Genomic DNA, 16,054 nt, shown 5'->3' with positions numbered 1-16,054 from the left:
CCTTTTCCTGGTTTGTTATTCCAGGTGGTCGTATCTCCATAAAAATCAGCATTCAAACCATAAAGGTCTAATAAAAATTCTCCTTCAAAATCAGCATCTCCTGTTTTACCCCGGTAACTTAAAGCGGCCTCGGTGAGCTGAGTTCCTTTCAAATGACTGATGTCGTACTTCACAAAAGAATAAGTAGATAATAAATCACTTCCTACTCTTTCCTTGTACATTTTGATATTCCCTCCAATTTCTGATTGATTTATAACTGAATCAGGATATTGTGCAGATACCACTGCATCATCTACAGCATACATGGAGTTCTCCTGTGCGCTGGCTGGCCTGTAACACAACAAAACCAGTAACATAAAAGCCAATTTGGCCATTAATCGTAATAGTTTTTCAATTTTCATATTGAGAATGTTTGTTTAATAAATTCGATTTTCAAACCTCTCAAACCTATTGAATTCTATTGGTCAGGACATGTAAATTTGTGTCTTCAATCAGTAATATTGTGCCAATTTTTTGATTTCTAAAAACCACATTTTCAATGTAACCAAAGTACCCTTTTATGATACACAAATACATTGAAAAGCTTTTTCTATTGTGTAAAATTGGATGATTAACCAAAATTTGTCCGTCTAGAGTAATTTCAGGAGAAGCACTTTTTCTTTCAAATGAATTTACCAGCTAGCCATTTCAAATAAGAATTAAATAGAAAATGAAAAGAAATCTACTCTTAATAATCTCCCTTTTATTATATCAGTTTTCCTATGCTCAGGACATCCAGATTTCCGGAACTGTAACTAGTGCCGAAGATCAGGAACCTCTTCCGGGCGTGAGTATTTTATTAAAAGGAACAAACACTGGTACCACAACCGATTTTGATGGCAACTTTCGATTGAGTGTACCCCCAGATGGTACACTACAAGTCAGTTTTATTGGTTTTGAAACCCATGAAGAAGCCGTTAATAACAGAAGTATTATAAACATAGCCCTTACTCCGGATATCGAACAACTGGAAGAAGTAGTAGTCGTGGGATATGGTACTAAAAAGAAAACCGATGTATTGGGGTCAGTAGCTACGGTAAAAAGTGAAGATTTACTGAAGATTCCAGCTCCTTCATTTGATCAGAGCCTACAGGGGATGGCCACCGGTGTCCAGGTGAGTACCTCAAGTGGTGTACCAGGTGCTCCGGTTACCGTAAAGATCAGGGGTATCAGTTCCATAAACTCTGGTACCAATCCACTCTGGATAGTTGATGGAATGCCCATCTATTCTGGAGGAGGAGTAAGTAACAATCCGGGAGGAGGATTGGAAAAAAGCGATGGGACTACAGGTCAAAATCCTATGTCGATGATAAACCCTAATGATATTGAATCTATTGAGGTTTTAAAGGATGCGGCTGCTACTGCCATTTATGGTTCAAGAGGCTCGAATGGAGTCATCATCATTACGACCAAAACTGGAAAGGCAGGGCAAAGTTCTCTGAACATTGATTACTCTATAGGAGTGTCAGATTTAAGCAGAGATCAAAACGATATCGGTTATGTGACTACAAAAGAATATATGCAATTGGCTGACATGGCTATTCAAAATTCCAGCGGTAATCCAAATGACCGATTCGAACCCAGAAGAGTGTTGGATTTACGCCCAACTTTTTCTCCACTTACCAGAGAGGAAGCGGATTTAATTTCCACTGACTGGTTTAATGAAGCCCTGCGTAAAGGGAGTTTTCAGGAATTGAATTTATCGGCTACCAAAGGTTTTGAAAAAGGGTCTATGTACCTTTCCCTGGGCTATAGAGACGATAAAAGTGTGAACCGAAATAATGATCTTCAGCGACTTTCAACCAGAATAAACCTCGATTTTGAACCTGTGAAAAATTTGAAAACAGGTATGAAACTTAACTTTACCTATACTGTAAATGACAGGATTAAATCATCCAAATCCGGAGCTTTCGGAAGTGGAGGTGGAGGAGTTGGGGGATTTGGAACCGCCAACAGGGGTGCTTTGCCCTGGTTGCCTGTTTTGGATGCTTCAGAAGAAAGTAATTACTGGAGCCCGGCTTCAGGGGTAAATCTTCGTGCAAATATCGACCGGGCCTTATTTAAAGACCAGGTTCAGCAATACAGGGTATTAGGTGGATTTTTTGCTGAATATAACCTTGACTTTGTAAAAGGGCTGAGCATAAGAACAGAAATATCCGGGGACATGATTCAAAATAACAGTGAAACGTGGACCTCCGCTCTACTAAAAGAAGATGCTTCTTCCTATGCATTTGACAGGGCTGCGACTTTCCAAAGTTATAATTATAACCTTTACGCCAAATATTACAGGACATTTGGAGACCATACTGTTAGTGCTACCTTCGGTACCGAATCTACCGGACAAAATCAACAAATCCGGAATCTGGAAGGAAGAGATTTAGTAGGATCATTTCAGGAATTGGGAAATCCTGCTACCAGGCTGAGCATGACTTCCTTCATGGGAAATGAAAGGTATCTCAGGGCATTTTTCGGCAGGGCTGATTATAAACTAAAAGATAAGTATTTAGTTGGTGTCAGTTTGAGAAGAGATGGCTCTTCCAAATTCGATTCTGATTTCCGTTGGGGTACTTTCACCGCTTTTTCAGCGGGCTGGATCTTGACAGAAGAAGCATTTTTACAAGACCAGGGCTTCATCAGTCTATTAAAACTAAGAGGAAGCTATGGACAAACAGGCAATGAAGCCATTCCTAACGGATTAACCGTCACCAAATATACCAATAATTCCAAGGACCGATATGGTTACGAAAACCTGATCAATGCAGGAACAAGAGTGGATAACATTGGGAATCCATTTTTAACCTGGGAAACTACCAATAGTTATGATGCAGGGGTAGATTTTGGTTTATTTGAAAATCGAATCAACGGTTCTGTAGCTTACTACCAACAATATGTAGACGATTTATTATTGGCAGCCAAAATACCTACTTCTACCGGACTGAGTGGAGAAAGTGAATTTTGGGATAATATCGGAGATATGAAAAATGAAGGGGTAGAATTTGAATTACATTCTATCAATATCAATAAAGGAGGGTTTAAATGGACCACAGATTTCAACATTTCTACCAATTCAAATGAAGTAGTAAAGCTTACTCCTGACCTGGACAGAGCTGGTGGAGGGCTCATTAAAGACAACAAAATTTACAGGACCGGAGGAAAACTTAACGCTTATTTTATGGCTGAATATGCCGGAATAGATCCCGATAAAGGAGTGGAAATGATTTATGAAATTGATATTGAAAATTATAATGCCACTGGAAATACAGTAAAAACAGGGAGGCTAATCCCAGCGACTCTGGACAATGTTACCAGACATAGAATTATTCATAATGATAAAACACCAATCCCTACTTACTTTGGAGGATTTAATAATGTTTTTAGCTTTAAAGGGTTTGATTTGAGTGTCTTATTTACCTTTTCAGGTGGAGATTATATCTATGATTACAACCGGCAAAGAGCCTCATTTGTACACAATGGACAAACCCGGTTTTTGCAGGATATGATTGGAAACACCTGGCAGCAACCTGGTGACAATGCCTCCTATCCCATCCAAACCTGGGGAAGTACTTACGAATGGGGATGGGATCCAAATGCCAATAATGGTGCTGGAGACTGGAAAAACGAGCCAGGTGCAGGAAACTATAGCCCGGAATCCCGATTCTATTCCCGATTTTTATACAAGGCTGATTATGTAAGATTGAGAAATGTGCAGTTAGCTTATAACCTTCCCAGCAAGGTTATTAACAAAATTGGCATCCAGGGTATGAGGGTATTTGTAAGTGGAACAAACCTATGGCTTTCGTCCAAATATCCAGGATACGATCCGGAAAGTGCCAACTGGATAGATACTGTACCAGTTCCCCAACTCAAAACATTTACTACTGGTGTTTCCCTAAAATTATAATTTAAGCACCAGTGCTTCACTATCAAACTTTGATTAGACAGACATTTAAGAAAATGAAAAAATATTATTCCATATTTATTAGCATTAGTTTACTCCTGTTATCAGGATGTAATAATGAAGAATTTTTCGAATTAGATCGTCCTCCCCAAGCTCCCTGGCAAACTGTGGATGAATTTGAACTGGCTGCAGTTTCTCCTTATAATATTGCATTCCTGAATGCCTGGAGTAACTTTTATACCAATGACAGAGTGATTGATTTTATCCAGGGAGATATTGTTAACTACCTGGGGAATCAGGAAGGATTTCCAATTGAAGCTTATCTGGCCAGAGATACTAAACAAACAGTTTCTTCAATAAATGGGTCATTTACCGATGGCTACAAGGTGGTCGGGATCTGTAATGCAGGACTGGATTTTTATTACAGTAATAATGAAAACCCTTTTCCTTCCATAAGTGAAGAAAATAAGCGAAAAAATGTAGATAGAATTGTAGGAGAGCTGCATTTTATGCGAGCTTTTGCCTACTTCCAAAATGTAAAAAGACATGCCCCTCCCTACAATCCTAATGGAGGAAATGACGACCGTCTTTTACCACTTAGAATTACTTTTCCTAATAATGTGGATGAAGCCACTAAACCTGAATTTGCATCTACTGAAGAAATTTATCAATTGATTTTAGAAGACATTGAAATTGCAAAAAAGCTGTTACCTGAAAGTTTTGAAAACGGAATGCATGCTTCTTATGAATATGGAAGGGCAAACAGATATGCCGCAGCATTTCTAAAAGCAAAAGTTTTGTTCCAAATGGGAAAATGGGATGATGCCCTCACAGAAGCTGAATATGTAATCAACAGTGGAAAATATCAATTGGAAACTAACCCTATAGATGCATTCAATAAAGATCAGCTGGGAGATGAAAGTTCGGAAGTTATATTTTATGTGATCTATAGCGATCCGTTCAGAAGTTCACCCATAAATGAAGGACCAAAATTACTCACCCTGATGAACAAATCTCATTACACAGCCATGGGTGGTGGCAGAGGAGAAAACTGGAGTTTGTGTCCCTGGAATCAATTCACTTTAAGTAATGATGCATTAGCCAAAATTAACTGGATGGAAGATCCATTAAATGGAGATTTTTCAGAAACAAGTGAAGCCCTGGCTGATTTGAGGTACCAGCAAATTTACTACAGAATGGAAGGGTACACCAGTGATGTTAATGCCAATGAACAGGCTTATTTGAAAGACAGCAAGTATAGCAGTGTATCACATCCAATCATTTATAATGACAAATATTACAGGGCCGATTTCGGGAATAATTTCCACATGCCTGTAATGCGTTTACCAGAACTATATTTAATGCGAGCCATTATCAAATTCAGATCTGGAGATGCTTCTGCTGCTGCAAATGATATTAACATATTGGCACAAAGAGCCTGGGATCCTGATTACGGAGCCTTTACTCCTTTAACTGCTGCAGATATGAATGAAGACCGAATAGATGCTGAATGGATCAAGGAAATGGCTTGTGAAGGCAATCGTCTGCACTATGTATTTGCTCTTAGGAATACACTTACGGGTGGATTCAGAGGACTAGAATATGAAAATAGAATCATTGAACCACCTTATCAGGATTACTACTGGATTATTCCACAATCCGAACTGGATTTTGTGACAGAATAAAAGTAACCTTTAACCAGGCTGAAAATTCCTGGCAGTTTGTAATTGCCAGGATAGTTAAAAACTATCCAATATACCAGGACTTAAGTAGTCGATTCGACTATACTTAAGCTAGTAAAAAAGTTGAAATACAATTTAATAAAAATATGAAAATCAAATTCTTCTCCTTATTAATCACACTCACAATCCTAATCAGCTGTGAGGAAAGTGAGCTTTCCAACCCGGAAGAACTAAAAATAAATGCCAATATCTCCAATGCCACCAGCTATAATGGTTCCGATGGTGCAATAGATGTGGAACTGACTGGAGGGATTCCTCCCTATAATTATTTTTGGAGCAATGGAGCAACTACTCAAAATATTTCTGGATTAGAAGCAGGAGAATATACTTTAAGAGTAGTATTTGGAAATAGCGGTGTAAGTACTGCAACTTATGAAGTAATGCAACCTGACCCCACTCCCATTGATCTCGGGGAATCTATTACCAATGTAAGCAGCTATAATGGTAATGATGGGACTATTGAATTGAACGTGACTGGGGGAACAGCTCCTTATACCTATCTCTGGAGTAATGAGGAGGAGGGCCCTGTCATTACTAAGCTTAGTGCAGGGGTTTATACAGTTACGGTTACAGATGCCAGTTTACCTAATCCCATTACCAGTACACAATCATTTTCAGTTACCCAACCTGATTTTGTTTGTGGAAAGGATAGTGTGATGGATGTAGATGGAAATTTTTATCCTACGGTGAAAATTGGGGATCAATGCTGGACAGCTACCAACCTAAGGACTAAACACAACCCCCAAAACCCTGAAGAAGAGATTGCCGGAAGATTTTGTAAAGGCAGTAATTGTAGCGGTGCAGAAGGAGCACATTATACCTGGGAAGGTATTATGAATGGAGAATCTTCGGTTTCCGGAGAGGAAAAAGTTCAGGGTATTGCTCCGGAAGGCTGGCATATTCCTACCAAAGAAGAATGGGCAACGCTCGCTTCCTGGCTGGCCATAGAGGGCAATGGTGGAAGTGGTACAAACGTACCGAATAAAATGCGTGGTTCAAACAGTTCTTCAGGGTTTGATGCATTAAATGCAGGAAACTTTGGATATGATGTTTTTGAAGGGGATATCGCAGTGTTTTGGTCAGCCACTGAAAATCCAAATGATGAAAACAGAGCCTGGTACAGACTGATTAACGAATTCCCTATTTTTTCACAGGGACATGAAGATAAACGTAATGGACTAAGCCTAAGATGTATAAAAGATTAAATTAGATTGATTGATAATTGAAATAAGTGCTCATATTTCCTTTTTAATGAGGAGGCTTCTGGCCTCCTTATTTATTTAGTTGTTCCGTAGAAAATAATTTGACTTTGTACTGTTTTTTAGCAGAAAAATAATATTATTATCCCCGAGTGGGGCCTGGTATAAAACATATTCGCTACTATAAAATGGTATTGAAAAATGTAATCCCGGGTATCTCCATAAAATTTATATGAAAATGAAATTGACCAATAATGAAACTAGCAACAATTATTATTTATTCCCTATTGTTCAATGGGCAACTGGCTGTTTTTGCACAACATCAATTTAGGAAAATTGGCCTGGAAGATGGCCTTTCTCAAAGTACTGTAAACTGTATCATCAAAGATAAAAATGGAATGATGTGGTTTGGGACCAATGATGGACTCAATCAATTTGATGGCTATAGTATCAAAACATTTCATCATGTGGAAGGAAAACCGGGAACACTAAGCAATAATAAGGTTTTTGCGTTAGAAAATGACAAAGAAGAGAACCTTTGGATTGGCACCCGTTATGGGCTCAACTACTACTCTTCCAAATTGAACGAATTTGAAACCTTTCTTCCCGATTCTTCAGCTGATTTTAATTCTGGAATAAACTTTATCCGGTCTCTTTATCAGGACAACCGTGAAACGTTATGGGCAGGAACCTTTGGAGGCGGGTTATATTTTTTCAACAAGGCTTCCAGACAATTAGAAAAATTTGACATTTTTTACCAAAATGAAGCGGAAAACCAAACCGTTACTCATGTTTACGATATTACTGAAAATGACAATGGAATTCTGGTTTTGGCTACCAATCTTAATGGAATTCTGCTTTTAAATCCGGAAAATAATGCCTTCCAGTTTTTTCCCTACACCACACCTCCTGCCAAACCTGTTCTTCCCTTTATCGGAAAATCTTTATTCATTGATTCTGAAAACACCATATGGATTGGAACTGAAGGAGATGGTTTATTTGCTTTTTATCCCGAACACCAAACCTTTCAGCATTTCAAAGTAGGAGACTCCCCTACTGAAATTTCTCATCACATCATTAAAGATATTCAGGAAGTAAGTCTGGGTAATATCTGGATAGCTACCGATGGAATGGGTATAAATATTTTCAATCTGAATAATAAAAAATTTGAGCGAATAGAAGCAAAATTTGGAGATAAAAATGGATTAAACAGCAATGCCATTTATCATTTATATAAGGACCATACTGATTTTACCTGGATTGGTACATTCAATGAAGGGGTAATGGTAAAAAATCCACATCGGAAACCCTTCAATTTTCACACAGCTGAAATTAATAACACAGGTCTGAGCCACAAAGCAGTCCTTTCATTTCTTGAAAGCGGAAATGGAACTATGTGGATTGGAACTGATGGTGGTGGCCTCAATAATTTTAATCCTCGAACCAAGACTTTTAAAACCTATGACATGGAAACCAATCCCGGTTTAAAAAGCAATGTCATTACTGCACTCTGTACTTTCAATTCGAAAAAAATCTGGGTAGGAACCTATGCCGGAGGATTGCATATTTTTGAACCATCCAAAAACAAGTTCCAACAGTTAAAATTACCCGGAGAATCTGCTGACGGAAAAATAAAAAATATCTGGGCCTTGGAAAATGTAAGAGATTCAATTCTATGGATTGGTACACTTACAGGATTATACTACTACGATTATCAAAAAAAGACATTTTTTCACCTTACCCACCCTGAAATCCCCAAAAATATAAGAGTAACCTCCTTAAAATTTGATTCAAAAAAACGCTTATGGATTGGAGGAAATACACTAATTTGTTTAGATACTCAAACTGGTAAAACCCAACATTTCAAATTCGATGCTGCTCAAAATGCTGGAATTGGGAAAGGAGATGTAAGAGGCATTTATGAAGATACTCAACTCAGGTTATGGTTTTGCATGGAAGGGGGAGGCCTTAATCTTTACCAGGAAGCAACACAGACTTTTATTAAATATACGGAAAAAGATGGAATCCCGGGGAATTCCATTCATCAGGTAAGAGAAGATAAGAACGGCAATCTCTGGTTGAGCTGCAATAATGGAATTTCCATGATTAAACCTGGTAAGAATGGGACAATTGAGAAATTACGCAATTACGATACTACCGATGGTTTGCAGAGTAAACAATTCTCCTATAATGCAGCTTATGCCACAAAATCCGGATATCTTTATTTTGGAGGCATTAATGGATTTAATTATTTCCTGCCACATCAGGTGTTTGATAATCCGATTAAACCGAAAATCATGATTACTGCCCTGAAAAGCAATGAAAAAGAACTTTTGCCCAAGGAGGACAATTCACCATTAATTTATCAAATTAGTGAAACAGAAAGGGTGGAGTTAAGTTACCAACAATCTCGTTTTTTCAGCCTGGAATTTACAGGAATCAGCTTCACCTCCACAGCTAAGAATCAATATGCTTATCAATTGAAAGGATTTCAGGATGATTGGGTATACGTAGGTAATCAACGAAAAGCCACCTACACCAATCTCGATCCCGGTACATATGTTTTCAAGGTAATAGGGGCAAATAATGACGGTTTATGGAATTATGAGGGCAAAACATTAGAAATTGTAATCCATCCACCTTTTTGGAAAACCATTTGGGCTTATATGCTTTACATTGTGGTATTTATGGGTATAGTGCTTTCCTTCAGGAAATACTCTTTAGATAAACTAAAGCTTGAAAATGACCTTAAAATCAAGGATTTGGAAAGAGAAAAGATTAAGGAAATCAATCAGGTAAAATTGAATTTTTTCACCAAAATATCTCATGAATTCCGCACTCCCCTCACCCTAATTATATCTCCGCTCGAAAACCTTATTCAAGAAAAAGTCCCCATGGAAAAAATGGCACATTATCATCAACTGATGTATAAAAATGGGAACAGACTGTTACTGCTTATTAACCAGTTGATGGACTTTAGGAAAGTAGAGGAGAAAAAAATGAAATTAAGATTGGAAAAAACCGAAATGGTGACCTTTATCCAGAGTATCAAAACCACTTTTGATACCTTGGCAGAAAAAAGAAGAATTGATTTCCAGTTTTTCTCTAAAAAGGCAGAGATCAATGCCTGGATTGATCCCGAAAAAGTAAATAAAATTCTTTATAATCTACTTTCCAATGCCTTTAAATTCAATAAGAAAAATGGAGCAATTCATATAGGAATAACAATAGATTATCCAACTGACCAACAACTGCTGGAAATCTTTCCTGCTGGATTTATGAAAATTTGGGTGAGTGACAGTGGTGATGGCATTAGAGAAAAGGATTTACAAGGAATATTTGATGAGTATTTTACAGGAAATGAGAAACTGTTGAACTCTACCGGGATAGGACTGGCACTTTCAAAGGAATTGATCCTCCTGCATAAAGGTAAAATTGAAGTAGAGAGTGAAGAGGGCAAAGGAACTACATTTTTCGTTTTCCTGCCACTGGGTGAGGAGATTTATGAAAGCGAAGAAAAATTAGTCGGCCAGCAATCTGCCTTTCAGCCCTTCCCCTACCCTACCTTCGATCAGGACATGTTGCTGGAGCTAAATGATGCTCCTGGTAAAAAAGAGAAAAAAGAAATCATTCTGCTGGTGGAGGATAATCCGGATATGTTGAATTTTATTTCCAGGGAACTAAAAAATGATTATGATATTATTGTGGCAAAAAATGGAAAAGAGGGTGTAAAAATGGCCAAAGAAATTGTTCCGGATCTGGTTATAAGTGATGTGATGATGCCAGAACTCACCGGGCTGGAATTACTGGATATACTCAAAAATGACATCAGCACCAGCCATATTCCTATCATATTGCTCACAGCAAAAACTTCTGTAGAAAGCCAAATAGCAGGGCTCAAATATGGAGCAGATGATTATTTATCCAAGCCCTTTTCTACTGTTTTACTGAAACATAGGATTGGAAATATGATAGAAAACCGAAATAGGATCAGAAGAAATTTTGTAGAAAATTTCAAACTTCCCGGAACTGAACTAATACCCTCTTCTGACGATCAGTTTATAAAAAACTGCCAAAAAATAGTGTTGGAGAACATAGCGGACTCCTCTTTTAATGTAGATGCACTGGCAGAAAAGATAGGAATGAGCCGGTCTGTATTATACAGGAAAATGAAAGCGGTAGCTGAAATTTCTGTGAATGATTTCATTATCCAGATTCGATTGAAAAAAGCCGAGCAAATGCTTTTACAGAATTCCTTTTCGATTTCGGAAATAGCTTATGAAACCGGCTTTAATGATCCTCAGTATTTTAGCAAATGTTTTAGGAAAATTTATGAAATTTCTCCAAGTCAATACGCTAAAAATGGCAATAAAAGTAGCTCCAAAAGTACTTAAGGGAGTATTTGCCACAATTTTCCATATTATTGATTCATTTTTACATATGGATTTACCGGCTAAGGGATAGTTTTATGGCATGCGAAATTTTATTAAAGAAACAACTAAGTATTTAAGGTTTTCCAAAGGAGAACTTATACATATAATCATCCTTATATTCTTCTTGTTGATGATGCTTTATTTGTTATAATGAAAAAATTTTAACATTTAATTCGAAAAGAAAACTTGCCAGTTATTTCGGACTAGCAGAGTAACAAAGTTCAAATTCCATCATTTTTTCCTGTGATGGGTTTCACAATTTTTTTGTGAAATCACTAGTTGATTCCCATATCCTTTCTAAGGATGGGAATCTTTTTTTATAAAATCTAAAAGCGTGTTTACCAGGTCCCTGATAGAACCCATTAAATCTCATCTTTTTTTTTCGAGGTCTTTTCAAAGTTTCTCCCTAAATTATTATTGGAAATATCTGGCGGGTTCAATTCATAGATGATTTTAGGCTTTGTTGTTACAGAACCAAAATAATTTTCTTTGAGGTAAAAGGTGCTGTAAAAAAAAGAAAGCACTGTGACCTTTACCTGATTATCACGGGGATTCAACTTAAAAAGTACTGTATGTCCAATTTGCAAATTCAAGTTTAAAGTAACTATGTTTGTCTCAGTATTATCTAAATAATTGACATTAAAACTATGAATTTAATAAAGCATTTACTTTTCATTTTTGCGATTTTTGTTTTTTCGTGTACTGCGGAAAAGAATGATGAACAACATCCTGATGAAGTAGAGAAACAAACTGCTGTTTTAGCTTATTATGTCCCGGAAAGGGATTACCAACCTGAAAAAGTGCCGGTTGAACAACTGACTCATATCATTTATTCTTTTTCCCATGTGATTGATGGTGAAATGAAATTCAGGAGACCTGATCTTGCCGGGCCGAAACTAAAGCAATTGGTAGAACAAAAGAAGCGAAATCCAGAATTGAAAGTGATGATCGCTTGTGGAGGCTGGGGTGCTGATGGTTTTTCTGATATGGCCTCCACCGAAGAAAATAGGCAAAAATTTATTACAAGTGTTTACAATTTTGTGCAGGAATACCAACTGGATGGATTGGATATTGACTGGGAATATCCCGCTATTCCTGCTGCAGGAACAATGGCCAGAGATGAAGATACGCAGAATTTCACTGAATTAATGAAAGGACTGCGCCATGTTTTGGATTCTACCGGAAGGCCACAAACATTGACTTTTGCCTCTGCTGGCTGGAAAAATTACTATGATAAAATTGAATTGCTGGAGGTGCTGAAGTATATCGATTACATGAACATCATGACTTATGATCAGGTTTCCGGAGTTTCCATTTATACCGGGCATCATACGCCTCTTGGTCATGTGAGTAGTGCACAAATTGATGGTACACCGTTTAAAAGTCACTTGGACAGTTTATTTGCATCTGGAAGGGTAAAAGATCCTGATCCAAGATCAAGTGAAAAAATTGTTGATTTTCTAATAAAAGAGGGTGCTGATCCTGATAAACTGGTCATTGGAGCCGCTTTTTATGGTCGGGCATGGAAAGGTGTACCACCCGAAAATAACGGGCTTTATCAGTTGAGTAGTGGCATCCATATCGGATGGAGTGGTTACCACCATATCCGAAAGGAATTTGAACCAGATAGCAACTATGTGCGCTACTGGGATGATCAGGCAAAAGCCCCTTTTCTTTACAATGCAGAGGATAGTATTATGGTATCGTATGACGATACAGTTTCTGTTCGCTTAAAAACCGAATATGCTATTGAAAAGGGACTTGGTGGAATTATGTTTTGGCAATTGGGTGATGATACCAAAGAGGAAGGCAGCCTGTTGGATGCTATTTATGAAGCTTCGGGTAATGTGACTAAAAATAATCAATAAAATCTAACCATTTCATCTTCTCCGAAGGGCTTAGTATTTATGGAAGAAAATTCAGGTGGGTTTGTGGGGAATCCACCTGAATTTGATCCCTTATTATTGGCAACCGACTTTTCTAATAATTATTTACCCTTTGCAAGAGCAATGAGGAAAATGCTTCTACCCCAACTCTTATAATCGTCTCATCTATTGCAAAATTTGGCGCATGAGGCATAGATATAATACCTTTCTCAAAATTTGATCCACCGATAAAAAAATATACTCCAGGTATTTTTTCTTGAAAATAGGCAAAATCATCCCCTCTACCATCAGGCATGACTCCGTATAATGGAATAGTTGTTACTGAAGGATTTTTAATTGCCGACAATGTTTCGATTGATTTATTAGCTAAGGTGACATCGTTATTGACGTTCCCTCTTTGCTTAGAGTAAACAAATTTGTCAGATTTGAATTCCACTTTCTTCAATCTTTTTGCAAAGCGAGAAGATTTGATTTGTTCATATAATTGATGAGGAATATTATTCATCAGTTTTGCATTGCTTGCACTCACATAACCACTAACCGTTATCCTATTTCCCTTTTCAGATACCTCAAATTTCTCCTGTACGGTTATGAAATCTTTAAAAATGGTTTTGGGACTACCTATGCCTATATCAGGTCGCATTAAACTTTCCATTTTCCAGAAATTACCTTCCGGTTCCACATTTTGTAAATCTGAAATTAGGTCTTGGCTGTATTTTATTAGTTCATCTTTATGCGTGTTTTTTTTAAATGTTAGGTTGATTTGTTTATAATCCGCAAAAAGATAATGGCCTTTTGTAGCTATTAACCCAACAGGCATAGGCGATACGTGCGCTGCATAAATTTCATCAGGTTGAATGCTTTCAAACAAACCATCAGCAATCATCGCTTTTGCTCCATTAAAATTTTCTTCTGAAGGTTGAAAAATAAAGTAAACAGTACCTTTTATTTTGCTTTTATGGTGTGTCAAAATATTAGCAATGCCTAATCCTATTGTGGTATGTACATCGTGTCCACAGTGATGAAGCGCTTCTTGATGTGCTGAATGAGATTCGTTTTCTTCATGTGAGTGAGTAGTGGGAATGGCATCAATATCTGCCCGCCAAGCGATTTTTTTACCTTCTTTTTCTCCATTTAGAATTCCTACTATTCCGTAGCCACCAATGTTGGTTCGAACTTCTAATCCTAAATCCAATAAGTAATTTTCAATAAAGGACGAAGTGATTTTTTCTTTTCCAGATGGCTCAGGATTATTGTGTAGATAATTTCTCACATCTATTAACTCTCTATAAAGCGAATCTGAAATAGTAAAGGAGTTTTGTATGTTTTGTGCATTTGAGTAAGGACTAAGAAAAATAGCAACTATCAAAAAAATGTATGGGAAAACGATGCCTACTTGTTTCATATTTTGAAATTTAATTCAAGCAAAGTTGAGCATATAGACTTTGATAAACCTGACACATTTGTGACAAAATTATTTTTCTGCCAATCTTTTTCTGATTCTGCTCAACGATTGTCGTTCTATTCCTAAAAAAGAAGACAAATGTGTTAGACTGATTCGGTGGATAAGGTCTGGGTTATTTTTTATAAACTCCAAATAGCGTTCTTCAGCAGTATTAAACAAAAAACCCTCTAGTCTATCTGTCAATATGGTGAGCACTTTTTCCGCCATAAGTCTACCATACATTTGCCCATTGGTAAACTTATTATAATTCTCCATAATTTTCTCAAAAGGCAATAAGATAATCACAGATGGTTCTAAACATTGAATATGGTATTTGGTTTTTCGCTGTTGTAAAAAAGCTGGATAATCGGTAACGTATTCATTTTCCTTTACAAATCCTGTGGTAATTTCGCTTCCTCTGTGGTCAATATAATATCTTCTTAGAAGACCCATTGAAACATATCCGAGTTCTTTTTGAACATCGCCAGCTTGTAAATAGAAAGACTTCTTTTTGTATTCCTGAATTGTTAAGTGTGGAAGGATAAATTCATTTTCTTCTTCGGTGGAAAAATTGAATTTTTTTAAATAGTCAGAAATATATGCTTTGTGTTTTTCCTGCATATTTGGATTAACTTGTTCGTCATGGACGAGGGTATAAGTAATAGCCGATTTTTATGCACAAACCTTTCAGTTTAGCACTGACCTTTGTTTTAATGTTTATACTTTCATTTTTCACCACTCAAATCACTTCTATTACTTATATATAGAGTGCACCTTAAATGGTGAATATAGCTCAAGGAATTGAGCAATCCAAAAGGGAGTTGGAAAGGCATAGAAACAATCCTCCATGGCATCAAGAAAAGACTAGGAATACCCAAAGCAGAGAGGATCACCTTAAATAAGGGTGGAGTGGGCAAAAGTGATTAAAAATGGTAAAGAATTGCGAGTTGATCCCAACAAAACGGACTTTTGGAATCTTTAAAATGAATACCGAAATGGAAATTATACAGAACTTTTCCTGGCCAAAACCCCATGAGATTCCTTCCCCATAAGAAAAATTCAGAAGGCTCCCCAGTGGACCCTCCTGAATTTGATCCTATATTAAAGTGGTTAGTCTTTAATAAATTTTTTACTCATTAGACCTTTGTCTGTTTTTATCTGTAAGAAATAAATACCAATGGTTAAATCTGAAACATCAAAAAATTCTTTTGGTGAAGAAATAGTTTTTATTGGCTTTCCTATAGCATCAACAATAGTAATGGCTTCAATTGTTTTATCAAAATCAATGTTTAGGACAGAAGAGACGGGATTAGGATAAATAGACAAGTCACTTATATTATATTGATCATTGACACTTAAAACAATCTGGTTAGAGATTGTAATCTCTACATCGCCACTTACCCCGGAACCATC

The 16,054-nt window shown here is 37.0% G+C and carries 9 protein-coding genes; 5 read left to right on the top strand and 4 right to left on the bottom strand.

The window, feature by feature from the left end; all coding sequences use genetic code 11:
* On the bottom strand, positions 1-401 hold a 401-nt coding region (locus A3EM_RS0133560), incomplete at its 3' end, for a DNRLRE domain-containing protein (protein WP_026210737.1).
* A gap of 308 nt (positions 402-709) precedes the next feature.
* Here A3EM_RS0133560 and A3EM_RS44475 point away from each other — a divergent pair.
* The 5 genes from A3EM_RS44475 to A3EM_RS0133515 all read left to right on the top strand — a co-directional run bounded on the left by A3EM_RS44475 (position 710) and on the right by A3EM_RS0133515 (position 13,179).
* Positions 710-3,940: a SusC/RagA family TonB-linked outer membrane protein gene (locus tag A3EM_RS44475; protein WP_020532643.1), complete on the top strand. Its 3,231-nt coding sequence runs from the start codon at positions 710-712 to the stop codon at positions 3,938-3,940.
* Positions 3,941-3,993: 53 nt separating this feature from the next.
* On the top strand, positions 3,994-5,622 hold the full coding sequence (locus A3EM_RS0133545; RefSeq protein WP_020532642.1) for a RagB/SusD family nutrient uptake outer membrane protein: 1,629 nt from the start codon (positions 3,994-3,996) through the stop codon (positions 5,620-5,622).
* Positions 5,623-5,765: 143 nt separating this feature from the next.
* Positions 5,766-6,884 carry an FISUMP domain-containing protein gene (locus A3EM_RS0133540; RefSeq protein ID WP_020532641.1) on the top strand — a complete coding sequence of 373 codons (1,119 nt, stop codon included), beginning with the start codon at positions 5,766-5,768 and terminating at the stop codon, positions 6,882-6,884.
* 248 nt (positions 6,885-7,132) lie between these two features.
* Positions 7,133-11,272, top strand: a complete 4,140-nt coding sequence (locus A3EM_RS0133535; RefSeq protein ID WP_020532640.1) for a hybrid sensor histidine kinase/response regulator transcription factor — start codon at positions 7,133-7,135, stop codon at positions 11,270-11,272.
* A gap of 686 nt (positions 11,273-11,958) precedes the next feature.
* Positions 11,959-13,179, top strand: a complete 1,221-nt coding sequence (locus A3EM_RS0133515) for a glycoside hydrolase family 18 protein (protein WP_020532636.1) — start codon at positions 11,959-11,961, stop codon at positions 13,177-13,179.
* 112 nt (positions 13,180-13,291) lie between these two features.
* On the opposite strand, the gene A3EM_RS0133510 is transcribed toward A3EM_RS0133515, so the two are convergent.
* The 3 genes from A3EM_RS0133510 to A3EM_RS44470 all read right to left on the bottom strand — a co-directional run.
* Positions 13,292-14,602 carry a M20 metallopeptidase family protein gene (locus tag A3EM_RS0133510; protein ID WP_020532635.1) on the bottom strand — a complete coding sequence of 437 codons (1,311 nt, stop codon included), beginning with the start codon at positions 14,600-14,602 and terminating at the stop codon, positions 13,292-13,294.
* 69 nt (positions 14,603-14,671) lie between these two features.
* A complete protein-coding gene (locus tag A3EM_RS0133505) occupies positions 14,672-15,262 on the bottom strand; it encodes a Crp/Fnr family transcriptional regulator (RefSeq protein WP_020532634.1) in 591 nt (196 codons plus the stop codon).
* A gap of 489 nt (positions 15,263-15,751) precedes the next feature.
* A partial coding sequence (locus A3EM_RS44470; protein WP_020532632.1) for a T9SS type A sorting domain-containing protein occupies positions 15,752-16,054 on the bottom strand: 303 nt, incomplete at its 5' end.

The organism is Flexithrix dorotheae DSM 6795 (assembly GCF_000379765.1).
In the GTDB taxonomy this organism is placed as follows: Bacteria; Bacteroidota; Bacteroidia; order Cytophagales; family Flammeovirgaceae; genus Flexithrix; species Flexithrix dorotheae.
This window is presented reverse-complemented; position numbering and strand designations above follow the sequence as displayed.